Raw genomic sequence first — 24,095 nt, 5'->3', positions numbered from 1 at the left:
TCAGAAGTGAAACGAAATAGCGCCGATGGTAGTGTGGGGCTTCCCCATGTGAGAGTAGGACATCGCCAGGCTTTAAATTTAAGAAGCCCGCTCGAAAGAGCGGGCTTTTTTGCATCTATTGTGCCGTCCTAAATAAGGTTGACACTTTCCACCCCCAAAATTGGAGAGTGTTATGAAATCAACAACTAAAAGAACTCAGCGCGATTACTCCCTCGCTTTTAAACTCACTGTAGTTGATGAGGTTGAAAAAGGAAGCCTCACTTACAAACAAGCCCAAGAGAAGTATGGCATCCAAGGTTGCTCTACGGTTTTGGTTTGGCTTCGTAAGCATGGTCGACTAGATTGGTCTAAAGGGACACCTAACTTTATGTCCAAAGGAGACTCTATGACCGAGTTCAATTCACCTCCTACACCAGAGCAACGTATTAAAGAGCTTGAAAAGCAGCTCGAAGATGCTCAACTCAAAGCCGACTTCTTTGAAGCTGTCGTGAACGTTATGGAACGTGACTATGGTGTTAGAGTGACAAAAAAGCACAAAGAAGCGTTGTCCAAGAGAAAACCATAGTAGGTTTGAGCGTTACGAAGTTTTGTCAGTTAGTACAAATCTCTCGCCAAGCTTATTATAAGCAATGCCAAACTCAATCTCGTTGTGAACATCATGAGCATACTGTCATTGGCTTTGTCCGTGAAGTCAGGCTGAAGCAGCCACGCATTGGCACGCGTAAACTGAAGTTCTTAGCAGCAACAAAGGGCATTCAAATAGGTCGCGATAAGCTCTTTGAACTTCTCAGAAAGCATCGGCTGTTAGTGAGAGCAAGACGAGCCTATCACCGAACGACTGACAGCCGTCATCGATTTTTCTGTCACCCAAACAAAGTGAAAGATGGGCTGACACCAACGAAGCCAGAACAACTGTGGGTTGCTGATATTACTTACTTGCCAACTCAAAATGGAGAGAGTTATCTCAGCTTGGTTACAGACGCTTATTCAAGGAAGATTGTTGGTTTTTATGTGGATGACAACATGAAAACTCAATCAGTTAAGCGGGCATTTATCTTAGCTCTCAGGCAACGGCAGAGTGAAGAAAAGCTAATACACCACTCAGATAGAGGCTCACAATACTGTTCGAAGGAATATCAAGATATCCATAAGAAACATAGAGTGACTTGCTCAATGACTGACGGGTATGACTGTTATCAGAATGCTTTAGCTGAGCGTGTAAATGGGATACTCAAAATGGAGCTCTTGCTGAAGAAACCGAAAGATCTGAAAGAAGCAAGGACGATGGTAGCAGAGTCCGTAGATATCTATAATCAAATGAGGCCTCATACGGCTTTAAAATATAAAACGCCCGATGAAGTACATCGAGCGTTTTAGTTAAAAAGTGTCAACCCATATCAGGACGGGTCATATAGAGTTTTAAAATTAGCTCACTTTATACCTAAAAAGTGTTCATCTAAGGTGCGATATACTTGCTTTCTGCAACCTTCCAAAAGGCTTTAACAAGCGGATTTTCCAGCTGAGTTTTGTTGCAGCAAACACCAAGTTTAAAAGGTTTAATTGGTAAGACTTTTAAACGATTTATCTTTTCTCTTACCGGACTGTTGTTGATTACAACATCAGGTGCGATACCTACTCCACACCCCAATGCAACCATACTTACGATGGCTTCATGTCCGGAGGTTTGTGCGTAGATCTTTGGCTTTATTTTCATTTGTTTGAGCCAAGTATTGGCCCTGTCCCTTGCCGTTCCTGCTTCTGGGAGTATGAATGGAATGACCGACCAGTCTGGTTTTTCTTTTTGTAGCTCTTCAGCAAACGCACTAACCCCAACAGGTACGATGACAGAAAGTGGGATTTCACTGATCGTTTCAAATGCGATTTTATTTGGCATCTGTTCTGACTTGGCTGATATGGCAATATCGGCTTCATCTGCTAGTATTTTGTCGATCGCTTGAGCTGGATCGCCGGTTGATAGTTTGAACTCAATGAAAGGGTTCTGAATACGAAAGTCAGAGATTAGCTCCGGAAGATGGCTGTAGCTTGCAGTAACAGAACAAAAGAGACGGATTTCTCCTTTCAATTCATCCTCGGTTCCCTTCAGGTGACTCTGATACTGCTGCCATTCGCCAAGAATCTTTAAGGCAACTGGGACTAGCTTTTTACCTTGGATAGTTAAATCAACGCTACGGTTGTCGCGTAAAAACAATTGTTGGCTGGTTTCCTCCTCTAATTTTTGTATCTGTCGGCTTAAGGCTGAAGGGCTAATATGCATTGCCGCTGCGGTCTTGGCGAAACTTTTACTCTCACAGAGATGAATGAAAAGTTGCAGGCTTTTGATATTCATTAAATTTTCATTTCCATGTTGCATAAATTGCAATAACTAATTGTGAATATATCACTTTAAGCAATCTCATGTCTGTTTTAGTATGAAGTTATTCGGTAAGGCAATTACTGACCTCAATGGAAGAATCTCAAAGGAGCACCCAGATGGCTAATTATTTCAATACCCTAAACTTGCGCGAGCAGTTGGACCAATTAGGTCGTTGTCGTTTTATGGACCGCAGTGAGTTCGCTTCAGAAGCGGATTATCTGAAAGGTAAGAAAGTAGTCATTGTAGGTTGTGGTGCTCAAGGTCTTAACCAAGGTCTGAACATGCGCGACTCTGGTCTAGACGTTGCTTATGCGCTTCGCCAAGCCGCGATTGATGAGCAACGCCAGTCATTCAAAAACGCAAAAGACAACGGTTTTGAGGTAGGTAGCTACGAAACGCTAATTCCACAAGCTGATCTAGTAGTAAACCTTACTCCAGATAAGCAGCACACAAACGTTGTTGAGACGGTAATGCCGTTAATGAAAGAAAGCGCAGCACTAGGTTACTCTCACGGTTTCAACGTTGTTGAAGAAGGCATGCAAATCCGTAAAGACCTAACGGTAGTAATGGTTGCACCTAAATGTCCAGGTACGGAAGTTCGTGAAGAATACAAGCGCGGTTTCGGTGTACCGACTCTTATCGCTGTTCACCCAGAGAACGACCCAAAAGGTGAAGGTTGGGATATCGCGAAAGCTTGGGCTGCAGCAACCGGTGGTCACCGTGCAGGCTGTCTAGAGTCTTCTTTTGTTGCTGAGGTGAAATCTGACCTAATGGGTGAGCAAACTATCCTTTGTGGCATGCTACAGGCTGGCTCTATCGTGTGTTACGAGAAGATGATTGCTGATGGTATTGATCCTGGCTACGCTGGTAAGCTTCTTCAATACGGTTGGGAAACCATCACTGAAGCACTGAAGTTTGGTGGTATCACTCACATGATGGATCGCCTAACTAACCCTGCAAAAGTGAAAGCATTTGAGCTTTCTGAAGAGCTAAAAGAACTGATGCGTCCGCTATACAACAAGCACATGGATGACATCATCACCGGTCACTTCTCTAGTACTATGATGGCTGACTGGGCAAACGACGATGCAAATCTACTAGGCTGGCGTGCAGAAACAGGTGAAACTGCTTTCGAAAACTACCCAGAAACTGACGTAGAAATCTCTGAGCAAGAGTACTTCGATAACGGTATCTTGATGGTTGCTATGGTTCGTGCGGGTGTTGAGCTAGCATTCGAAGCGATGACGGCATCTGGCATCATCGATGAGTCTGCTTACTACGAGTCTCTACACGAGCTGCCACTTATCGCAAACACTATCGCACGTAAGCGTTTATACGAAATGAACGTGGTTATCTCAGACACTGCGGAATACGGTAACTACCTGTTCGCTAACGTAGCAACGCCGCTTCTACGTGAGAAGTTTATGCCAGCCGTAAATACTGACGTAATTGGTAAAGGTTTAGGTGAAACGTCTAACCAAGTGGATAACGCGACTCTTATCGCTGTGAATGAAACAATCCGTAACCACCCTGTAGAGTACATCGGTGAAGAGCTACGTGGTTACATGACTGATATGAAGCGTATCGCGGTGGGCGGCTAAATGACTGGCCTTAAGGCTCCATTTCGGTGTCGAAGGTGCTCGTTTACTATCGTAAAGTCCGCGCCTTCTCCTAGAAATGAAACCTTAATACTGCGTAATTTACTTAGTCTCAAGTAACGCAGTAGATAAACTCCAGGCAGACTGGAGTGATAAATACAAAATAAACACAACATCTAATCAAAAGGCTTGGTCGCCGTTGACCAAGCCTTTTTGTTTTTAGCCGATTTATCTGCGCGCCGATAAGAAAACGCTCCTTTGTGAGGAGCGCTTTGATACTTATTTTTCAGCAAGCTTTTCTTCAAGTTGTGCCAACTTCTGTTCCATTTCTGTTAGCTTTTGACGTGTACGTAGTAAAACTTGAGTTTGAACATCAAACTCTTCGCGACTTACAACATCTAGCTTGTTTAGCTGGCCTTGGATTACTTGACGAACTTTCTGATCGACATCAGAGCCCAACTCTTTTACAGGTTGAGGCATTGAGTCGTGAATCTGTTTAGCAATTTGCTCTAATTTTTTTGGGTCAAACATAGTGGCTAAAACTCCTTTTGATTTGTCCTCATTTTAAGTAAATGATACGTGAAAGTCGCCATTTAGATGGCAAAAAAGAGAGCGGCAATAAAAAAGGCCACCGAAGTGACCTTTTTGAATGCCTTAATAGCTTATCTGTTATCCGCTAATTCACGATGAGCTGCTTTCGCTTCGTCAACTCGCGCTAACTTCTCCAAGTCTTTGTCTTCAACAAATACTGGCAGAGGTTTGTGTTTTTCAGCTAGGTAGCTGTAAATCACAGGTAGTACAAATAGTGTGAACAGTGTACCGATTGCAAGGCCAGCAACGATGACGATACCGATACTGAAACGTTGCGCGGCACCTGCACCTGTTGCGTACATCAGCGGGATAAGACCTGCGATCATCGCAGCAGTGGTCATTAGGATAGGGCGAAGACGCACTTTCGCAGCTTCCATCACCGCATCAATACGAGACAGTTTATTATGTAACTGCTCTTCCTTGGCGACTTCACAGATCAAGATACCGTGCTTGGTTATTAGGCCGACCAGCGTGATCAAACCAACCTGCGAGTAGATGTTCATCGAGGCCGTACCCCAGGCCAATGCGATCAAGGCACCACATATTGCCAGAGGTACAGATACCATGATGACAATAGGATCGCGGAGTGATTCAAATTGAATCGCCAGAACGAGGAAGATGATCGCAAGTGCAAGACCGAAGGTTGCATACAAGGCACTACCTTCCGTTACAAACTGACGAGATTCGCCCATGTAATCATGGTTATACCCTGCAGGCAGTTTGGTTTGTGCAATATTTTCAAACCAATTAACTGCATCCCCCATCGAAACACCAGGGCCTGTAACAGCACCCACAGTTGCTGAGTTTAGCTGGTTGAAGTGTGGCAAAGAGCGAGGCTCAGCCACCACATCAATGGTAATCAGACTACCTAATGGAACCGCTTTACCGTCCACAGAGCGTACATAGTAGTTCTTCATCGATTCTGGGTTTAGACGCCATTTACGCTCAACCTGAGGAATTACCTCATAAGAGCGGCCATTTAGGTCGATACGGTTTACATAACCATCTGCCATCATGGTGCTGAGGGTGATACCAATGTCTTGCATAGTCACACCGTAGGCACCTGCTTTGTCTTTGTCGATCTTGATCTTCATCGTTGCAGAATCATATTTCAGATCCAGATCGGAATAGACAAACATTGGACTGCTTGCTACTTCCGACAGAATGTCATTTGCAACGGTAAACAAACTTTCAAAGTTGTTTGGCGTTGTAATTACGAACTGTACAGGAAGGCCTGAACCAGCACCTGGTAGCTCCGGCATTTCGTAGGCAGCAATAGACATTCCCGGAATGCTCGAAACAAGCCCACCAACACGCTGTTTGATTTCTGCTTGGCTCGCTTCTCGTTCGCCCCATGGTTTGAGTGTAGCTAAACCAAACGCTTGATTAGAATCCGGTACACCGTTAAATACCTGAGCGTATTCCACTTCTGGTTGATCAGAGAGAATCTTATTCACATCATCCATGGTGTTTTGGATGTAGTCCAAATTCGAATTTGATGGTGCGGTCCCTATGAGTACTACAACACCTTTATCTTCAGATGGAGCTAGCTCGCTAGGAATAAACTTGAATAGGACTGGTAAACTTGCGAATACAATTATCGCAAACACGATCACCACTGGTCGGCTAGCCATTATTGCTTTTAACATGCTTGCGTAGCGATTAGTCATGCCATCAAGTACATGGTGAACTTTTTGCTCAAACTTGCTCGGCTTCTCGTTTGCCTTAAGCATCTTTGAACACATCATCGGTGAGAGTGTTAAAGCGATGATGCCGGATACGAATACTGAACCTGCCAGTGTCAAAGCGAACTCTTTGAACAATGAACCGGTGATACCACCCATCAATGCGATCGGTGCGTACACTGCACCTAGCGTCAATGTCATCGCGATAACTGGAACCGCAATTTCACGTGTACCAATGATTGCAGCTCGGAATGGTGACTCCCCTTCTTTGATGTGACGGTCAACGTTTTCTAGTACAACGATCGCGTCATCCACCACCAGACCGATGGCAAGCACCATCGCCAGTAGCGTCATCAAGTTCCAAGAGAAACCCATTGCCTGCATCACCATTGCCACACCAATCAATGAAAGTGGAATAGTTACGATAGGAATGATTACCGCACGGAATGAACCTAGGAACAGTGTGATAACCACAAGTACGATTACTGCTGCTTCAAGAATCGTTTTGACTACTTCGTGAATTGACTCGTTGATCGCAATCGTAGAGTCGTACATAACGTTCATTTTGATGTTACTTGGTAGGTTGCGCTCAAGCTGAGGCAACAGTTCAAGTACGTCTGCTGCAATGTTGATTGGGTTAGCGCTTGGTGCTGCGTTGATCGCCGCAACCACGGCTTCTTGACCGTTTGCACTTGCGCGATAAACGTCGTGACTCTTCTCCAGCGTTACTTTAGCGATATCACCTAGGCGGATGACATCCCCTTCACCAGTTTTCACGACCAATGCTTCAAGTTCAGCAACGTTTGATACCTGAGTATCTGCGCTACCGTTATAAAGCACGAACTCACCCGTCGCTTGACCGGTTGCAGATTGGTAGTTGTTGGCGTTAAGAACGCTCATCACATCCGTAGCGGTCAACTTCAAAGCGCCCATTTTGGCAGGATCTAGCCATACGCGCAGTGCGTACTTCATACCACCATACAGGTCAACTTTGGATACACCGTTTACAGTGAACAACTGCGGGTTGATTACACGCTCGAGGTAGTCTGTGATCTGGCTTGAAGATAACTCGTCACTCGTAAAGCCGATGTAAAGCACTGCGGTAGTCGAACCTGTCGACATGGTTACGGTTGGATCTTCGGCTTCTTTTGGAAGCTGAGAACGTACCGAGTTCGTTTTCGCTAAGATATCAGCCAATGCTGCATTCGGGTCAGTATTCAACTTCATGTTGACAGTAATGGTTGATTTACCTAGTACCGATTGCGAAGTCATGTAATCAATATTATCGGCTTGCGCCACCGCTTGCTCCAATGGCTGAGTAATAAAGCCTTGGATCAAGTTGGCACTTGCACCGTAGTAACTGGTGGTCACGGTGACCACCGTATTCGTCATTTCAGGGTACTCACGAACTTGCATTTTGAACACCGCTTGCAAACCAAGCAATGCAATCAAAAAGCTGATCGATACCGCTAAAACTGGACGTTTTATAAAAACATCTGTAAAGCGCATAATGCCTCCAACTTAAAGCATTGGTGTTTCAGCAGGTGGGGTAGTTGCATCGCTTTCGACAATGCTTACTTTCGCATGGTTACTCAAACGGACTTGACCCGATGTCACCACTACATCACCTGGCTTTACGCCTTCTAGAATGTGTGCGATATCTTTAGAGCGTTCGCCAACTTTTACCACATGCTGCTTAACGCGTTTTTCGCCATCTTCTTCTGTTACGATGTAAACATTGTCGCCATATAGCGTAAATGTGATCGCGGTTTGAGGTAGAGTGACCTGATTTTCTAACTTAGGCAGAATGATGTTTGCACGCGCGAACATACCACTACGCAGTTTGCCGTCACTGTTAGGGATATCCGCTTGAACTTGAATCAAACCACTTTGTACGTTAACCGCAGGCTCAATCGCAGAAATTGAACCTTTGAAAGGCTGTTCTGGGTAGGCATCCACGAAGATATCCACTTCTTGGTCGATATTGATACGTGAAATATCGGTTTGCGGCACGGTAAAGCGTAAACGCATCACGCTGGTGTCTTCCAGGCGAACAATATCGGTACCCGCTTGTAGGTACTGACCTAGGTACACGTTACGAATACCTACTACACCATCAAATGGCGCTTTGATTTCGCGTCGGTCGATGGTCGCTTTCAAGCTTTCAATGTCCGCTTTTAAGGAGAAGTAGTTCGCTTCTGCTTCGTCATACGCTTCTTTAGAAATAGAGCCTTTTTTAAATAGCCCTTGGTAGCGTTTGTATTTCGCTTCTGCTGCTGGCAACTTGGCTTGCGAGCTCTTTAAATTCGCTTTCTCAACGTCTGAGTCAAGCAGTACTAGTGGCTGACCTGCTTTGACTTGAGTACCGGAATCAAATGCGATTTTATCGATAACACCGCTCGTTTCGTTCGCTACCGTCACGCCTTGATTTGGCTCGATAAAACCAATTGCCTCGATGACTGGTACCCAATCCACCGCTTGCACTTCAGTTACGGTTACTGGGAATGCTGGTTCAGGGCGATTGGCAAACTGCTCCATTTTGTCTTTGATATCAATTAGTCTGTATGTAACAACGCTACCAAAAAGTAATAAAACAATTGATAGCATCAAAATCCACTTTTTCATTCTATTAAGAACTCCAAGTTAGTGTTTAATAATTGCGTCCCAACTGGCTTCAATAGCGGCCTCTAATGCCGTCTTATCCAGTTGATAAAATCCCAAAGCGTGTTTCCGAGCAAGTGCAACACTTGCCTCAAAACTCAATCCAGAAAGTACTTCGTTATCGAGAAGCTTGAATACTCCCTCGTCTTTGCCCTGATTGAAAAGAAGATCTACTTGGGCAAACATTTGTCTCTCAAGTTCCCGAGCTTTGCTACTATTTGAACAGGGTAAAGACTCATATTGGACTCGGTTGCTGATCGCACTTAAGTTCGAGCTCGCTAAATTCCAAATATTGAGCCACATGGTTCGATAACGCTGTTTTAAAGGCATCTCTTCACTAACACCTAGTTGCACCGCAGTAGCAACACGCTTAGCAACGTTAAGGCGTAGTTCCTCTAAAAGATGTTCTTTATCTGAGAAATAACGGTAAATCGTCCCTGCTGCGACACCTGCCTCATTGGCGAGCTTTTGCATGGAAAGCCCTTGAAAACCAGATTCAGCAATGAGTTGTTCAGCAGCGACTAAGATTTGTTCTCGTTTATCTACAGCAGGGTTATCCTTCATAATGTCACCCTTTAGTGAATGAACGTTCATTCATTATAGCTTAAATACCCGCCATTTATGCAACAGAATATTGCACTTAATTGGTGTGAAAATTACAAGAAATCAGCATAGCTTTCACGAGGCCACCCCTTTATCATAGGCGCCACATTCATCACCCGCAGAGAATTTCTATGAAGCTGAACCCTAGTCAAGATGAAGCCGTGAAATACGTGTCTGGTCCATGCCTAGTGCTAGCTGGTGCTGGCTCGGGCAAAACTCGTGTTATTACCAATAAAATCGCTTATCTGGTTCAGCAATGTGGTTACAAAGCGCGTAACATTGCGGCGGTGACGTTTACCAACAAAGCGGCACGTGAAATGAAGGAGCGTGTAGGTCAAACGTTAGGGAAAGGTGAGTCTAAAGGTTTGATGGTATCAACATTCCACACTTTAGGATTGAACATCATCAAGCGTGAGTACAAGCATTTAGGGTTGAAAGCGGGCTTCTCACTGTTTGATGACCAAGACCAGCTAGCTCTGCTCAAAGAGCTTACTGAAAAGCAGCTTGATGGTGATAAAGATCTGCTACGCCAGCTTCTGAGTTGTATTTCCAACTGGAAAAACGACATGTTGACGCCAGAGCAAGCCAAAGCGCGTGCGCAAGGTGAACAGCAACAATTGTTTGCGTTCTGTTTTGATATGTACCAAAAGCAAATGAAAGCCTATAACGCGCTCGATTTTGATGACCTAATTTTGATGCCCGTTTTACTCTTACGTAATCATGAAGATGTTCGTCAGCGTTGGCAGAATCGTATCCGTTACCTACTGGTTGACGAGTATCAAGATACCAACACGAGTCAGTATGAGCTGGTCAAATTAATTGTCGGAGAACGTGGGCGATTGACTGTTGTAGGGGATGACGATCAGTCTATTTATTCATGGCGTGGTGCGAAACCTCAGAACCTCGTGTTGCTGGGTGAAGATTATCCGAATTTGCGTTTGATTAAGCTAGAGCAAAACTACCGTTCAACGAGTCGAATCCTGCGTGCGGCCAACATTTTGATAGCTAACAACCCTCACGTCTATGAGAAGTCCTTGTTCTCTGAAATTCCTGACGGTGAAAAACTCAAAGTGTTGTTGGCTAAAAATGAAGAGCACGAAGCAGAGCGAGTAACGGGTGAACTAATTGCGCATAAGTTCCTAAACCGTACCGAATATAAAGATTATGCGATTCTATATCGTGGTAACCACCAATCACGTTTGATTGAAAAGTCTCTGATGCAAAACCGCGTACCGTATAAAATTTCTGGCGGCACCTCGTTTTTTGCGCGCGCAGAGATTAAAGACATCATGGCGTATTTGCGCGTTTTGGTTAATCCGGATGACGACAATGCATTTTTGCGCATTGTGAATACTCCACGACGTGAAATTGGCCCAGTAACGTTAGAGAAGTTAGGCAGTTATGCCAATATGCGAGGGAAGAGCCTGTTTGAATCGAGCTTTGAAATGGGGCTCGAACAGCACCTAACGGGACGTGGTCTAGAAAACTTGCGTCGTTTCACCCAATGGCTAGTGGCGATTGCTGATCAAGCTGAGCGTGGTGATACCGTCGAAGCGGTTCGTTCGCTAGTTCGTGATATCCATTATGAAGATTGGCTATACGAAACTTCAGCAAGTCCGAAAGCCGCTGAAATGCGAATGAAGAACGTTTCTGACCTTTATTCATGGATAGTGGCGGACCTAGAGGGTGACAACTACGATCAAGAAGAGAAAACGTTAAAAGAAGTCGTTCAACGTTTGACCTTGCGTGACATGATGGAGCGCGGTGAAGAAGATGAAGACAGTGATGCAGTACAACTGATGACCTTGCACGCATCAAAAGGCCTTGAGTTCCCATATGTATACTTAATTGGGTCCGAAGAAGGTATTTTACCGCACCAAACCAGTATTGATGAAGATAACGTGGAAGAAGAGCGTCGCCTGATGTACGTTGGTATTACTCGCGCGCAACGTGAACTGACTTTCACTATGTGCAAAGAGCGTCGGCAGTTCGGCGAGTTGATCAAACCGACTCAAAGCCGCTTTTTGGATGAGTTGCCATTTGATGACGTTGAATGGGAAGTAAACAAAAAGCCAGTATCAGCAGAAGAGCGTATGGCGAAAGGTCAAGCACACATTGCCAATATTCGAGCAATGTTTAAGAAGTAAAGTAACCTTGTTCTCACTGACTAAAAACAAAAAGGCTTGCCAACTGGCAAGCCTTTTTCGTTGATGTCTTTACTTATAGACCTTCAATCATGTGGTCAATTGCTGCGATGATTTCATCGTCAGAACAGTCCATACAGGTTCCTTTGGCTGGCATCGCATTGAAGCCTTCTAATGCGTGCTTCACTAACGTATCTTTGCCTTGTGCAATACGTGGTGCCCAATCATCGGCATTACCTGTTTTAGGTGCGCCGTTTACACCAGATGCGTGACAAGCAATACAAAAAGTACCATAAACTGTGGCGCCATCACGTGGACCGGTTGGTTCTTCTTTCACTGGCTCAGAACCTGCTAGATAAACATCACCGACAGGTTGGATGCGTTCTGCGATCGCATCGTATTCAGTTTGGCTGATGTCAGAAGCTAAAGCTGCCGTAGAAAACGTTAAGGCAGCGAACAAAACGCTAATCATTTGTCGAGACATATCCATTAAACCCACTTCACATTCCCGAGGTAAGTGACTTACCTATTTATATAGTTAGAGTATTAATGCCGAGCAGAGAAATTATTAAATTCCACTGAATGGCATAGAATGATTAGACAACTTGGTTGCAGCTGTTAAATCAATGTAAATAATGGGTGATTATATCCCGATAACTTGTTGCAATAAACAACAAGTTATCCATGACAGGGCGTGAATCACATCAAAAATCCACTTTAACTGAAGATAACTGTCGAAAAAGAGACCAAACGATAAAAAAAGTAAAAAAAGTACTAGACGGCATAGTGTGATATCCGTATTATTCCACTCCGCCGATAGGGCATGCGCCCGTAGCTCAGTTGGATAGAGCGTTGGCCTCCGGAGCCAAAGGTCGAAGGTTCGAATCCTTTCGGGCGTACCATTGCCTCGGAGGATACATCGGTAAAAATCAGTGGTGGCTATAGCTCAGTTGGTAGAGCCCCGGATTGTGATTCCGGTTGTCGCGAGTTCAAGTCTCGTTAGCCACCCCATTCTTTCTTTTTTAGATTGAATGCGGTAGCATTGCTCCCAATCTTGATTCAATCAAGATAAAACATCGTCGGTGAATAGCGCAGCTTGGTAGCGCATCTGGTTTGGGACCAGAGGGTCGGGGGTTCGAATCCCTCTTCACCGACCACTATTTAGTTTATGGCTCTAATAGAGCGGTAAACAGCAAAAATTGATGGTGGCTATAGCTCAGTTGGTAGAGCCCTGGATTGTGATTCCGGTGGTCGCGAGTTCGAATCTCGTTAGCCACCCCATTAATTAAGGTGACTTCTTAGTTGAAGTGTCCTGTCTGATTTGAGAAAATCAGCAAATACAGTTCGGTGAATAGCGCAGCTTGGTAGCGCATCTGGTTTGGGACCAGAGGGTCGGGGGTTCGAATCCCTCTTCACCGACCACTATTAGAAAGCCTGCTTTTTAGCAGGCTTTCGTCGTTTTAGAGTTTATGATCTCGCTTGGACTGTATTAGTCGGTAATGTATCAATGGATTTGAACCCAAGTGGGGTTCGCCTGAAGTTAGAATTCGGCTCTTCACCGACCGCTATTTAGAGCCTCAGTCGAAAGACTGGGGCTTTTTTACATCTCTCCTGAAAAGAATCGGCATTCCATTTCAATTTTCCCCAAAAGTGTACAGCTCTAGGGGCTTTTGACCACCTATGATCTAAATGCTTTTCGAGCTGACAAAATAAACCCCAGAGCAGTGTCTGGGGGTTTGTAGTTTTCTAATCCGCTGCTTTTATTGGGCGAGTGTTTTAAGGATTTCTTTTACTTCTACCGTTTTTTGGATTTCAAAACTTGGCGTTATATCCGTTGAGTTACTTGCGCCTGTCGCATTCACCCACACACTCAAAATGCCCATATTGTTAGCGCCAGCAATGTCAGCAGGTAAAGAGTCGCCCACGTGTAGAGCCTCTTCTGGTTTTACTTCGACCAAGTCGAGCGCTTTTTGGAAAATACTTGTAGCAGGTTTCTCTTCTGGCTCTTCTCCTCCCACAATAATATGGTCCACCCAGTTGCTCATTTGTGTCGCGTTTAATTTAGGGTGTTGAGAAAAAATCGGGCCGTTAGTGATCACGACGAGTTTGTAATGTTGACGAAGGTCGCTGAGCATTTCTTTTACACCAGGGAAGAAAGTGAACGCGCCCATACGTGCAGAGTCAAAGTAGTCTTGAGCTTGTTGAGCCTCTTTTGCAGTGATGCTGACGCCTTGCTCCGCCAAGATGTTTTGGATCAGGCCACAACGGAAGGCATTTTCATCGGGTAGCAGAGCCACAAGGTGAGGGAACTCAGCATTCAGCTTTTTGTATACACCCTGTAAGTAGCGCTGCAAAAACGCTTTTGGCTCGGTAACTTGTGGGTAGGTCTTATGAATCCAAGTTGTAAACGCTTGTCCTGCAACTTTATCGGCTTGTGACGTTGCACATAAAGTCTCGTCCATATCAAAAAAAATCGCTTTAAGCACAGGGGCTCCTTTTATTTACGGCTTGGCTTTGACACTGTTCATCTATTATCCCACTCTCAATTGTGTCGTAAAGGGTTAAAACCGGCGAGTTTTCTTATGACGTACGAATGAGGATAGCGGTACTTTCCTTTGCTTAGTCAATAAACCGCTTAAGTGGCGCATAATCTGCGTTGGAGCAGGATTTGTGTGGTTTTGCTGTTTTGTTCACGTTTTGACCTATCCTTTCTCTTCCTAAGTTTGGCTTTTTGTATTTGCCGACTATTTTATTAATAGTTTTTTATGTTGAAAAAACACTTTTTTCATATGATATTGTTTGTTAAATGTTAATAAATGCACATGAATAATATGGTTAATGATCTTGTTTAGCTCATGTTTACTTTTAGAGCATTTTTCTAGTTTTATTGGTGCATGACGCACAAAAATAGTGTGATATGAAAATGGTTAAATACTTGTTAATGCATTTTTATTCGCTAATTGTGCGTTTATTTAATGTTTTTTCGGCGGAATATACTTTAATTGTTGCTTTTTTGTGTGATTTTTGCCAAATTATTTCCGCATTAAGATTTCAGAGTATTATTCTGAATTTGAACGGATTCATTCAGGTGATGAATGGTGCCTTTGGCATGATTCGATACCACAGACAAGGCAGTAGAGGTCTGAAATGTCACTATTAGAAGTGAAAAACCTTCGTATTGAATACCCATCCCGACACGGCGTTCACGCTGCCGTGAAGTCACTTTCTTTTCATATTGAACGTGGTGAAATCGTGGGTGTTGTTGGCGAATCAGGTGCGGGTAAATCCACCGTTGGTAACGCTGTTATCGATTTGCTTAGTCCCCCAGGTCGCGTTGCTAGCGGTGATGTATTCTTGGATGGAGAAAAAATTTCTGGCCTATCACCAGAAGCGATGCGTAAGGTTCGCGGCTCGAAAATAGGTTTTATTTTCCAAGATCCGATGACCTCGCTCAATCCACTTTTTACTGTTGAGCAACAGCTGAAAGAGACGATCCACGCTAACATGAAGGTCTCTGATGAAGAGGCGTATCAGCGCGCGCTTTCTCTTATGCAGCAGGTTGGTATTCCGCAACCAGAAAACCGCTTAAAACAGTACCCGCACCAATTCTCTGGTGGTATGCGTCAGCGTGTTGTCATTGCTATTGCTTTGGCTGGTGAGCCTGATCTCATCATCGCGGACGAACCAACTACGGCGTTAGACGTTTCTATCCAAGACCAAATCCTCAACTTGATCCGCGAGCTGTGTATCAAGAACAATGTCGGCTGTATGTTAGTTACTCACGATATGGGTGTCGTCTCCAACGTCACCGATCGCGTGGCGGTAATGTATCGTGGTGACTTGGTGGAGTTTGGACCAACAGCCAAAGTATTGGGCGATCCTGATCACTCTTACACTCGCAGTCTAATTTCAGCGGTACCACGTTCAGACAGAAAGCTAGATCGTTTCCCGTTAGTAAGCTATATCGAAGAAGCGGCGGAAATGGAGCCACTCGATATCAAGAACCACTGGTTAGGACAAAGCCAAGATGAGCGTGAGTACACTGGCCCGCTTTTGGACGTGAAGAACGTCAATCTTCGCTTTGTGACCAAAGACTCTTTGTTCGAGAGCCGCCGAGAATACGTGCAAGCATCTAATAATGTGAGCTTTGAAGTGCACGAAGGCGAAACCTTTGGTTTGGTGGGCGAGTCTGGTTCAGGTAAATCGACCATTGCACGTGTGATTGCTGGTTTATACCAACCTAACTCTGGTCAGGTGAAATTCGAGGGCATTGACCTGACCGCTTTAACCTCTGAGAAAGAGCGCCGCCCGATGCGTCGTCAAATGCAGATGGTGTTCCAAAACCCATATACTTCAATGAACCCTCGTATGAAGGTATTCGATATTATTGCTGAGCCAATCCGTTTCCATAAATTGACGAAAAACGAGTCGGAAACTCGCCAAATCGTGAATGACCTATTGGATCATGTTGGTTTGGGTCGAATGGCTGGGCTTAAGTACCCTCATGAATTCTCCGGTGGTCAGCGTCAGCGTATTTCTATTGCGCGTGCGTTGGCGACTCGTCCTCGACTTTTGATTTGTGATGAACCGACCTCAGCACTGGACGTATCGGTACAGGCACAAATTCTAAACTTGCTGAAAGATCTGCAAAGTGAGCTGAACTTGACTATGTTGTTTATCAGCCACGATTTACCTGTTATTCGTCAGATGTGTGACCGAGTAGGTGTGATGCAAATGGGTACACTTTTAGAAGTGGCACCAACAGAACAGTTATTCACGGCACCTCAACACGAATACAGCAAAAAATTGATTTCTCTGATGCCGGAGTTTACTGGCTTGCGAGAAGAGATCGAAACGGCATAAACCAAGCAATTCGCTTGGCTAACCTTTAGTCATAACAAAGACGCAAACACAACAACAAGGGATCCGTATCCCCGCATGAAGGAGTTATGCAAATGAAAACCATGAAAAGCAAATTAGCAGTGGCGCTAATGGCTGCGGGCCTAAGCTTTAACGCAATGGCAGCAGATATCAAAGTTGGCTATGCAGCTGACCCAGTATCGCTTGACCCACATGAGCAGCTATCAGGTGGCACACTGCAAATGTCACACATGGTATTTGATCCGTTGGTTCGCTTTACTCAAAAAATGGATTTCGAGCCTCGCCTAGCAGAAAGCTGGGAACGTATTAACGATACGACTGTTCGTTTCAAACTGCGTGAAGGTGTGAAATTCCATTCTGGCAATACTCTAACGGCTGACGACGTCGTGTGGACGTTCCAGCGTTTACAAAGCTCTCCTGACTTTAAAAACATCTTCGACCCGTACGAAAAAATCGTCAAAGTTGACGACAACACGTTCGATCTTGTAACTAAAGGTCCTTACCCACTAGTGTTGCAAACCGCAACGTACATTTTCCCAATGGACAGCAAGTTCTACACGGGCAAAACTGCGGACGGCAAAGACAAGTCTGAGTTAGTGAAGCACGGTAACTCATTTGCATCGACTAACGTATCTGGCACGGGTCCATTCATTGTGACTTCACGTGAACAGGGCGTAAAAGTGGAATTTGAACGCTTTAAAGATTACTGGGACAAAGAGTCGAAAGGTAATGTTGATAAGCTAACACTTGTGCCAATCAAAGAAGACGCAACTCGTGTAGCAGCGCTGCTTTCTGGCGGTGTAGACATGATTCACCCTGTAGCGCCAAACGACCACAAACGCGTTGAAGATGCTGATGGCATCGACCTAGTCACGCTGCCTGGTACTCGTATCATCACGTTCCAACTAAACCAAAACAGCAACGAAGCATTGAAAGACGTTCGCGTTCGCCAAGCGATTGTTCACGCAATCAATAACGAAGGTATCGTGAAGAAAATCATGAAAGGCTTCGCAACGGCTGCTGGTCAGCAAAGCCCGGCAGGTTACGTAGGTCACGATGACAAACTGGTTCCTCGTTACGATTTGAAGAAAGCGAAAGAACTGATGAAAGAAGCGGGTTACGAAAACGGCCTGACGCTAACGATGATCGCACCAAACAACCGTTACGTGAACGATGCGAAAGTAGCACAAGCGGCGGCGGCAATGTTGTCTAAGATCGGTATCAAGGTTGATCTGAAGACCATGCCAAAAGCGCAGTACTGGCCTGAGTTCGACAAGTGTGCGGCAGACATGCTGATGATCGGTTGGCACTCAGATACAGAAGACTCAGCGAACTTCAACGAGTTCCTAACGATGACTCGTAACGAAGAAACCGGTCGTGGTCAGTACAACTGTGGTTACTACTCAAACCCAGAAATGGACAAAGTAGTTGAAGCTGCGAACGTAGAGACGGACGCTGCGAAACGTGCAGAAATGCTGAAGGGCGTAGAAGCGACACTATACAACGACGCAGCATTCGTACCGCTACACTGGCAAAGTGAAGCATGGGGCGCGAAGTCTAACGTGAAAGCGGCAGATATCGTTAACCCAATGGTAATGCCTTACTTCGGTGACCTAGTGGTTGAATAATCACGGTTAGTCGACTTTGAGGAGGGATGGATTTCCCTCCTCAACTTAAAGCACTCGACTCAATTTTGTTTCAGTCGGATTGAGTTGGTTATTTAGACTGAATTTTCTCTCTAATTTAGAGATCTATGGATAGTTAAGGGGCAAGGAATGTTTTCGTTTCTGGTCAAGCGCCTGTTTCAGGCACTGATAGTGATGTTTGTGATCAGTTTGGTGGCGTTTGCCATTCAGGACAACCTGGGTGATCCGCTGCGTGAGCTTGTAGGTCAGTCGGTTTCGGAATCGGAGCGTCAAGCGCTACGCGACGACTTGGGCCTGAACGATCCCTTTATCACAAAGTACACGCGCTTTGTGGGTAATGCACTGCAAGGTGATTTGGGTACCTCATATTTTTTCAAGCGACCTGCGGTTGAGGTGATTCTCGACAAGCTGGTAGCTACATTAGAGCTCGTGTTTGGCGCGACGCTTATCATCATTGTTTTCTCTATTCCGCTTGGGGTGTACTCTGCGATTCATCCTAAGAGTGTTTTTACCAAATTTGTCATGGCGATGAGCAGTGTCGGTATCTCGATTCCGGTGTTCTTAACCGCAATCATGCTGATGTATGTCTTCTCCATAGAACTTGGTTGGTTGCCTTCCTATGGGCGAGGTGAAACCGCTAACGTACTCGGTTGGGAATCTGGCTTCTTTACCATTGATGGTATCAAGCACCTCATCCTACCTTGTATTGCGCTAGCGTCTATCATGTTGCCGTTGTTCATCCGCTTGGTGCGTTCAGAAATGCTGGAAGTTCTGAGTTCAGAATACATTAAGTTCGCCAAAGCAAAAGGTTTGAACTTACAAAAGATTTATTACCAACATGCACTTAAGAACACCATGCTGCCAGTATTGACAGTAGGTGGTGTGCAGATTGGTACCATGGTGGCCTACACCATTCTTACTGAAACCGTGTTCCAATGGCCGGGCACTGGCTTCCTTTTCCTAGAGGCAATCAACCGTGTAGATACACCGCTGATCACTGCCTACGTTATCTTTGTTGGTCTGATCTTCGTGGTAACCAATACCATCGTTGACTTGCTATACGGCATCATCAACCCAACTGTGAACCTAACTGGAAAAGGAGCTTAATCATGAGCCAATCAAATTTAACACCAGCTCCTGCTCCATCAGCGTGGCAGCGTTTCAAAGAGTCAGATTTTCTGTATTATTTCAAACGCGACAAAGTGGCGATGGCGAGTTTTACCGTCTTTATGATGTTCTTAGTATTGGCATTGGCTGCACCGATTCTTGCGCCAACAGACCCGTACGATCTGACGTCTATCGACATCATGGATTCTGAGTTGCCACCTTCGTGGATGGAAGATGGCGATGAACGCTTTGTGTTGGGTACTGATGAGCAAGGCCGTGATATTTTATCGACCATTCTTTACGGTTCTCGTTTGTCTTTGACGATCGGCTTTTTAGCCGTCGGTCTTCAGTTGATTCTGGGTATCATCATTGGTTTGTCGGCGGGTTACTTCGGTGGTCGTATCGATAGCTTCTTGATGCGCTTTGCGGATGTTCAACTATCGTTCTCAACCATGATGGTGGCGATCATCGTATCGGCCATTTTCAAAGCCAGCTTTGGCAGCGATTTTTACAGCCAATACGCAGTGGTGATGCTGGTGGTGATCATCGGTGTGGCTGAATGGCCGCAATACGCACGGACTATTCGTGCCTCGGTATTGGCAGAGAAGAAGAAAGAATACGTCGAAGCGGCGCGTGTGATGGGCTTTAAAGCTCCGCGAATCATGTTCCGTCACATTCTGCCAAACTGTCTATCGCCAATCTTGGTTATCTCGACGGTACAGGTAGCGAATGCGATCATGTCGGAAGCGGCACTGTCATTCCTAGGTTTGGGTCTTCCTGTTGATCAGCCGTCACTGGGTGCGCTAATCAGCATCGGCTTTAACTACATCTTCTCTGGTGCATGGTGGATTACTGCTTTCCCTGGCATCGTGCTAGTAACATTGGTTTTGGTTATCAACCTGTTGGGCGACTGGCTACGTGATGTATTCAACCCGAAACTGTACAAAGGATAAGAATTTTCCCACCAAGCGTTGTAAATTCACTTAATTCCTTCCTAAACTGAGAGCCGGATGCAAATTCCGGCTCTTTTTTTGCTAGTTATTCTTTGTTCACATTTTTTTGGCGCTTTTCCGCCATGATGACCTTACCCACTAATTTAGAGTGAAGTGTATGGAAATGAAGAAGGCCCAACGCCCATCTAACGTCTTCCAAGCAAGCCTGGCTTTGGGTTTGTTGCTGGTATGCGCCCAGTTTTCTAATCCAGTTGAGGCGGAGGAGTTCCTTTGCCAAGCCACTCAAGCCAGCGAGAAAGAATTACCGATGCTTGAGAAAACATGCCCAATTGGTAACGGAGTATGGGGAAAGAAAGTGCCGCAAGGAGGCAACTACCTTTACTGGATTCAATGCGGATTGCTACCCAAGCCTATGTCTCTCGCGAAAGCTAAGCCTCTCTATAGTAAAATCACGACTGACGTATGGATGAAGCCTGAATCCAAAGGCTATCGCTGTTTGATTGGACCTTACAAGGCATTGTCTGATGCGAGGGATGACTTACGAGGAGTCAAAACCTTGTCGAATTACAAAGAGGCGTTCATCCGAGTGGTTGGGAAAGGGACGAAACAACCAGTAACACCACCTACACCTAAATCTACTGTATCGTCGAAATCAGCCGCATCTTCGGTTAAGCCAACACCGACGGTGACCCCGAAACCCGCGCCAGTTCCTGCTGTGCGAGCTGATACCGACGCCTTTAAAGCGCGGGCAGAGAAGCCAGATACCAAGGCAAAAAGTTCACATGATAGCTCTTCGTCTACGCCTGTTGCTAAGACCAAAGCGAAGCCAATTGTCACTGGAAATGATGACATTGAAGTTCGGTTGAGAACTTCAGTACAGGGCAAAACGTACGTGGTCCCATATTTACTCGATCACCATAATCAGTTTTACATGGAACATGGTAAGCCGTGGAACCGCCTCAACTACGAAAACTCGCACAAAGTATGTCAGCACCTGGGTATGAACTTAGCTAACCCTGCAGAGTTTAAAGCGCTGAGGGCGTCTGGGGTGATGGAAAAAAATCAATGGCCACTGCAACTGCCGTATTGGGGCAAAGATAAGAAAGGTTTGTTCGCCGATCGTGAGCCCAATCAGCTCACCGGGACCTCATTATTGAACGTGGTGTGCGTGAAATAACGACTCAGATATTGTGGTCAAAATATAGAAGAAAGCCCCGAGTTCGGGGCTTTTTTGCGGTCTCAAATATTATCGCTATTTGAGTGGCGTTTCTTTGTGACAGTTAGAGCAGATATACACTTCTTTGATGCCGACCAATCGTTCCCAAAGTGTTCTGCGTCTTCTACGCAAATGCACGCTATCACAGCAAGGGTTAACGATGGTTGCTTTAGTCATCATCACCAGGCTCCAAAATCGGTAGTGAACTCGCGATGCTTGTCATGGCTTCTTTGCTGTTAGAGTACAGACCATATTCCGGTGCGGATTCATGACCGTTTTGTTCTTTACTCCAACGAATACCAATATAAAAGTCACCAAAATCGCGGTTGATGTAACGATGACGAGTTTTGTAATCTGACTCTGAGCCTGTTTCTTCTAGAATCAGCAGTTCACGGTCTTCATCATTCTGGATTTCCCAATTACCTGGAGTTTGGAATCCTGTTGGCATGAACGAAGTGTAGTTGTAAGTATCAGTGTCGTATTCGTACGCACCTGACGAGTATTTCAGGACTGTGTCGTCGCCTGTGCCATTACTTTCTACCATCAAGTCATGCTCTACCGTGCCGTGTTTGATGTGTTCTGCAACCGAAAGTGATTCTGCAAATGGGGTATTGCTTGAGTCCATCCAGAACAGCTCATCATCTGAGATTTTAACGATCATTTGAGTGCCGTTATGCTCGGTTTTGTGCTGGTACAACATTTCATACTCGTCGCCGTAGCTGTTGTATAGCTTACCGTCTTTCAGCTCAACGTCGTTACAGTCTTTATTGTTGTATTCCGTGTAACCAGTTTGTTGGTCCAGATCGGCAAGAATGGCGTAAGCATCGTGTTCCCATGTGTCTTTTAGGAAGTCACTGATGTTCGCTTTGTATTCTTGATTCATCTCATCGTGGTTTGAACCCCAGCAGAATAGTAGGCCTTCAGAATCTTGCATCAACATGGCGTAGCCAATTTCACCATCTTTCTGTGCAAAGCTACCCATTTTCCATTCTTGACCGTTGAAGTGCTCGTGAGTGAAGCCCAAAGTCGGTACTACTGGTGGTGGCGTGACGCCTTCGATAACCGTTGGCATGCTGAGCGCAATTTGTACCGCGGTATGGCCATCTGTTGCGCTAATCGCAAGTACTGCTCCAGCTTCACCTGCTTTTGTTGGTGTGCCTTTAATGGTGATAATTGCATTACCATCCTCAGATACTGTTAGACCTTCAATGTCTACATAGTCCGCTGAGTAGTCGGTAATTTGACCGTCTTTATCTTGGAACAAACCAGAAATATCGAGTGTTTGTTCAAACACTTCACCTTGTTGTAGGTACCAACCATCAACGATGGACTGCAGACGCGCTTGTTCTGTTTCTACAACCATTGGTGGTAAGTTTGCCGATTCGATTTCGAACTGAAATACGGTGCTTACCGTACCCAAAACCTTACCTGACGAATCAATGTCTTGCGCCGTTAGAACAATCTCAAAATCACCAGCTTTCTCTACGATTGCAGTTGGATGTAGAACAATCAGGTTGCCAGTTTGCACAACTTCAATGCCTGTGCCTGCAAAGTTGTGCGTCAGTTTGGTTGTCACAAGGTTTTGGTCTTTGTCTGCAAATAGACCTTCAATGTCTAGCTCTAAGCCATCAAAGTCCACGCCTTGTACGATTTTTGGTAGTTTTTCTAGCTTATCTTTAGCTGCCTTTTCGACGATTTTGTTTATGGTTAGCTTGTTATTAACTGCCGTTTCAGGTGCTAAGGTGTCGCTGTCTGGGGTCGCGTCAGTGATGATTGGACGTAGATTTGGGTCATTGATGTTTTCGCCAGATGCAACAAGACGTTCCACTTCTTGGTTTGCCGCTTGAGCAAACTCCGTGGCTTTTTTCTCGTAATTCGTTGGGTTTTGTGCTTTCGAGTCGGTCAGAATCTGAGCGGTTTTATGTAGTTCGGCGTTTTTTGTCGCACCTTCAACAAAATCACTGTACAGATCAATTGGTGCTTCTTCTGAGCCTCCTAGCGCTTGGTTTACTTTCGCTTTCGCGTCTTCTTCACTAATGGCTGGATCTTTTGCCATTTCAATCGCCACAAGATCCGTGATAGGTGAAATCACGTTTGATGATGTTGGTGCACGGAATACGATTTCGTGCGCCATAGCTTGGCCTGGATGATCCATATCTACCGTGTATTTGCCAGCGTACTCTTTCGCATCCAAGGCGATGAGCTGTTTCTGCTTTGAACCGTTTGGTGTGATGGTCTGTAGCGCTAGAGTGCTTTCTGGTTTTGCATCCAATTTCAGTTGACCTTTCTCATCGGTCAGACCAAGGAATGTTTCTTGAGTGTCCCATTGGCCGTTGTTGTTCGTATCTTCAAAAACAACGGCATGCTTGAAGTAGCCGTCAAAACCTGTGATCACAACGCCGTCGTTAGCACTGTTTGAACCACCATCTGAACCGCCACAGCCTGTAAGAGCGATAGCCACTGACGCTGCTAGTAAACTCACCTTATTCATTATTTATTTGTCCTTGTTTCGTTTCCGAATGAGAAAGTCGCTTTTTTATTATTTTTTTCTTTATATCTCACTAGTGAGATATAAGAGAGTGGTGTCTTTTTAATGACTATTGAGCTTAGGTTCAAGACACGAAAATCCGCACAAA

Annotated in this window: 17 protein-coding genes and 5 tRNA genes; 13 read left to right on the top strand and 9 right to left on the bottom strand. The window is 45.1% G+C overall.

Features of this window, described 5'->3' with window-relative positions:
• The first annotated feature begins 172 nt into the window (after positions 1 to 172).
• A protein-coding gene (locus R7O13_RS13645) for an IS3 family transposase (RefSeq protein ID WP_172563519.1) occupies positions 173 to 1,377 on the top strand; the annotation gives its coding sequence in 2 pieces (ribosomal slippage) (positions 173 to 524 and positions 524 to 1,377; 1,206 coding nt in all).
• A 79-nt stretch (positions 1,378 to 1,456) separates the two neighbouring features.
• On the opposite strand, the gene ilvY is transcribed toward R7O13_RS13645, so the two are convergent.
• Entirely contained in the window at positions 1,457 to 2,347 is an 891-nt protein-coding gene (gene ilvY / locus R7O13_RS13640) for an HTH-type transcriptional activator IlvY (protein ID WP_005379097.1), read from the bottom strand.
• A 143-nt stretch (positions 2,348 to 2,490) separates the two neighbouring features.
• On the opposite strand from ilvY, the gene ilvC reads away from it, so the two are divergent.
• Positions 2,491 to 3,975, top strand: coding sequence for a ketol-acid reductoisomerase (ilvC, locus tag R7O13_RS13635; RefSeq protein ID WP_318304045.1), 1,485 nt, complete (start codon positions 2,491 to 2,493; stop codon positions 3,973 to 3,975).
• 276 nt (positions 3,976 to 4,251) lie between these two features.
• Here ilvC and ubiK read toward each other — a convergent pair whose 3' ends face one another.
• From ubiK to R7O13_RS13615, 4 genes are all read right to left on the bottom strand, one after another.
• Positions 4,252 to 4,503, bottom strand: a complete 252-nt coding sequence (gene ubiK, locus R7O13_RS13630; RefSeq protein WP_005379099.1) for a ubiquinone biosynthesis accessory factor UbiK — start codon at positions 4,501 to 4,503, stop codon at positions 4,252 to 4,254.
• Between the two features lie 131 nt (positions 4,504 to 4,634).
• A complete protein-coding gene (gene vmeD, locus R7O13_RS13625) occupies positions 4,635 to 7,757 on the bottom strand; it encodes a multidrug efflux RND transporter permease subunit VmeD (RefSeq protein ID WP_033907400.1) in 3,123 nt (1,040 codons plus the stop codon).
• 12 nt (positions 7,758 to 7,769) lie between these two features.
• Positions 7,770 to 8,873, bottom strand: a complete 1,104-nt coding sequence (locus R7O13_RS13620) for an efflux RND transporter periplasmic adaptor subunit (protein ID WP_042523871.1) — start codon at positions 8,871 to 8,873, stop codon at positions 7,770 to 7,772.
• A gap of 18 nt (positions 8,874 to 8,891) precedes the next feature.
• Positions 8,892 to 9,473: a TetR/AcrR family transcriptional regulator gene (locus R7O13_RS13615; protein ID WP_005384254.1), complete on the bottom strand. Its 582-nt coding sequence runs from the start codon at positions 9,471 to 9,473 to the stop codon at positions 8,892 to 8,894.
• Between the two features lie 170 nt (positions 9,474 to 9,643).
• On the opposite strand from R7O13_RS13615, the gene rep reads away from it, so the two are divergent.
• Positions 9,644 to 11,659, top strand: a complete 2,016-nt coding sequence (rep, locus tag R7O13_RS13610; protein ID WP_005379104.1) for a DNA helicase Rep — start codon at positions 9,644 to 9,646, stop codon at positions 11,657 to 11,659.
• A 73-nt stretch (positions 11,660 to 11,732) separates the two neighbouring features.
• Here rep and R7O13_RS13605 read toward each other — a convergent pair whose 3' ends face one another.
• Complete coding sequence (locus tag R7O13_RS13605; RefSeq protein WP_005384252.1) at positions 11,733 to 12,146, bottom strand: c-type cytochrome; 414 nt, start codon at positions 12,144 to 12,146, stop codon at positions 11,733 to 11,735.
• Positions 12,147 to 12,481: 335 nt separating this feature from the next.
• Between R7O13_RS13605 and R7O13_RS13600 the strand changes: the two genes are divergently transcribed.
• From R7O13_RS13600 to R7O13_RS13580, 5 genes are all read left to right on the top strand, one after another.
• Positions 12,482 to 12,558 (top strand) — tRNA-Arg (locus tag R7O13_RS13600).
• Between the two features lie 33 nt (positions 12,559 to 12,591).
• Positions 12,592 to 12,667 (top strand) — tRNA-His (locus R7O13_RS13595).
• A 69-nt stretch (positions 12,668 to 12,736) separates the two neighbouring features.
• A tRNA-Pro gene (locus R7O13_RS13590) sits at positions 12,737 to 12,813 on the top strand.
• Positions 12,814 to 12,861: 48 nt separating this feature from the next.
• A tRNA-His gene (locus R7O13_RS13585) sits at positions 12,862 to 12,937 on the top strand.
• A gap of 64 nt (positions 12,938 to 13,001) precedes the next feature.
• Positions 13,002 to 13,078, top strand: a tRNA-Pro gene (locus R7O13_RS13580).
• 338 nt (positions 13,079 to 13,416) lie between these two features.
• Here the strand turns inward: R7O13_RS13580 and R7O13_RS13575 are convergent.
• Positions 13,417 to 14,142, bottom strand: coding sequence for an HAD family hydrolase (locus tag R7O13_RS13575; protein ID WP_033907401.1), 726 nt, complete (start codon positions 14,140 to 14,142; stop codon positions 13,417 to 13,419).
• A 661-nt stretch (positions 14,143 to 14,803) separates the two neighbouring features.
• On the opposite strand from R7O13_RS13575, the gene R7O13_RS13570 reads away from it, so the two are divergent.
• From R7O13_RS13570 to R7O13_RS13550, 5 genes are all read left to right on the top strand, one after another.
• The gene (locus R7O13_RS13570) at positions 14,804 to 16,519 is read left to right on the top strand and encodes a dipeptide ABC transporter ATP-binding protein (RefSeq protein WP_005379108.1); all 1,716 of its coding nucleotides are present in this window, start codon (positions 14,804 to 14,806) and stop codon (positions 16,517 to 16,519) included.
• A 92-nt stretch (positions 16,520 to 16,611) separates the two neighbouring features.
• Positions 16,612 to 18,165 (top strand): ABC transporter substrate-binding protein, encoded by a 1,554-nt coding sequence (locus R7O13_RS13565; RefSeq protein WP_186584564.1) that lies wholly within the window; start codon positions 16,612 to 16,614, stop codon positions 18,163 to 18,165.
• A 147-nt stretch (positions 18,166 to 18,312) separates the two neighbouring features.
• The gene (locus R7O13_RS13560) at positions 18,313 to 19,290 is read left to right on the top strand and encodes an ABC transporter permease (RefSeq protein WP_005379110.1); all 978 of its coding nucleotides are present in this window, start codon (positions 18,313 to 18,315) and stop codon (positions 19,288 to 19,290) included.
• A gap of 2 nt (positions 19,291 to 19,292) precedes the next feature.
• The gene (locus R7O13_RS13555; protein ID WP_005384239.1) at positions 19,293 to 20,243 is read left to right on the top strand and encodes an ABC transporter permease; all 951 of its coding nucleotides are present in this window, start codon (positions 19,293 to 19,295) and stop codon (positions 20,241 to 20,243) included.
• Between the two features lie 157 nt (positions 20,244 to 20,400).
• Positions 20,401 to 21,420 carry an SPOR domain-containing protein gene (locus R7O13_RS13550; RefSeq protein WP_053349776.1) on the top strand — a complete coding sequence of 340 codons (1,020 nt, stop codon included), beginning with the start codon at positions 20,401 to 20,403 and terminating at the stop codon, positions 21,418 to 21,420.
• A gap of 75 nt (positions 21,421 to 21,495) precedes the next feature.
• Here the strand turns inward: R7O13_RS13550 and R7O13_RS13545 are convergent, their stop codons facing one another.
• Together R7O13_RS13545 and R7O13_RS13540 are read right to left on the bottom strand one after the other, a co-directional pair.
• A complete protein-coding gene (locus tag R7O13_RS13545; protein WP_012841245.1) occupies positions 21,496 to 21,639 on the bottom strand; it encodes a hypothetical protein in 144 nt (47 codons plus the stop codon).
• A complete protein-coding gene (locus tag R7O13_RS13540) occupies positions 21,629 to 23,950 on the bottom strand; it encodes a hypothetical protein (protein WP_005384237.1) in 2,322 nt (773 codons plus the stop codon). The genes R7O13_RS13545 and R7O13_RS13540 overlap by 11 nt, the downstream gene beginning before the upstream one ends.
• Positions 23,951 to 24,095 lie beyond the last annotated feature (145 nt).

It is taken from the genome of Vibrio sp. Y176 (genome assembly GCF_033438945.1).
Note: the sequence above shows the minus strand (reverse complement) of the source record. Positions and strands in the feature narration are given on the sequence as shown.

Excerpts from the sequence above, each read along its gene's own strand:
- R7O13_RS13540 (WP_005384237.1), bottom strand. The coding sequence starts at position 23,950 with ATGAATAAGGTGAGTTTACTAGCAGCGTCAGTGGCTATCGCTCTTACA.
- R7O13_RS13545 (WP_012841245.1), bottom strand. The coding sequence starts at position 21,639 with ATGATGACTAAAGCAACCATCGTTAACCCTTGCTGTGATAGCGTGCAT.
- ilvY (WP_005379097.1), bottom strand. The coding sequence starts at position 2,347 with ATGAATATCAAAAGCCTGCAACTTTTCATTCATCTCTGTGAGAGTAAA.
- R7O13_RS13555 (WP_005384239.1), top strand. The coding sequence starts at position 19,293 with ATGAGCCAATCAAATTTAACACCAGCTCCTGCTCCATCAGCGTGGCAG.
- R7O13_RS13565 (WP_186584564.1), top strand. The coding sequence starts at position 16,612 with ATGAAAACCATGAAAAGCAAATTAGCAGTGGCGCTAATGGCTGCGGGC.
- ubiK (WP_005379099.1), bottom strand. The coding sequence starts at position 4,503 with ATGTTTGACCCAAAAAAATTAGAGCAAATTGCTAAACAGATTCACGAC.
- R7O13_RS13615 (WP_005384254.1), bottom strand. The coding sequence starts at position 9,473 with ATGAAGGATAACCCTGCTGTAGATAAACGAGAACAAATCTTAGTCGCT.
- R7O13_RS13570 (WP_005379108.1), top strand. The coding sequence starts at position 14,804 with ATGTCACTATTAGAAGTGAAAAACCTTCGTATTGAATACCCATCCCGA.
- ilvC (WP_318304045.1), top strand. The coding sequence starts at position 2,491 with ATGGCTAATTATTTCAATACCCTAAACTTGCGCGAGCAGTTGGACCAA.
- R7O13_RS13620 (WP_042523871.1), bottom strand. The coding sequence starts at position 8,873 with ATGAAAAAGTGGATTTTGATGCTATCAATTGTTTTATTACTTTTTGGT.
- R7O13_RS13605 (WP_005384252.1), bottom strand. The coding sequence starts at position 12,146 with ATGGATATGTCTCGACAAATGATTAGCGTTTTGTTCGCTGCCTTAACG.
- R7O13_RS13550 (WP_053349776.1), top strand. The coding sequence starts at position 20,401 with ATGGAAATGAAGAAGGCCCAACGCCCATCTAACGTCTTCCAAGCAAGC.
- R7O13_RS13560 (WP_005379110.1), top strand. The coding sequence starts at position 18,313 with ATGTTTTCGTTTCTGGTCAAGCGCCTGTTTCAGGCACTGATAGTGATG.
- vmeD (WP_033907400.1), bottom strand. The coding sequence starts at position 7,757 with ATGCGCTTTACAGATGTTTTTATAAAACGTCCAGTTTTAGCGGTATCG.
- rep (WP_005379104.1), top strand. The coding sequence starts at position 9,644 with ATGAAGCTGAACCCTAGTCAAGATGAAGCCGTGAAATACGTGTCTGGT.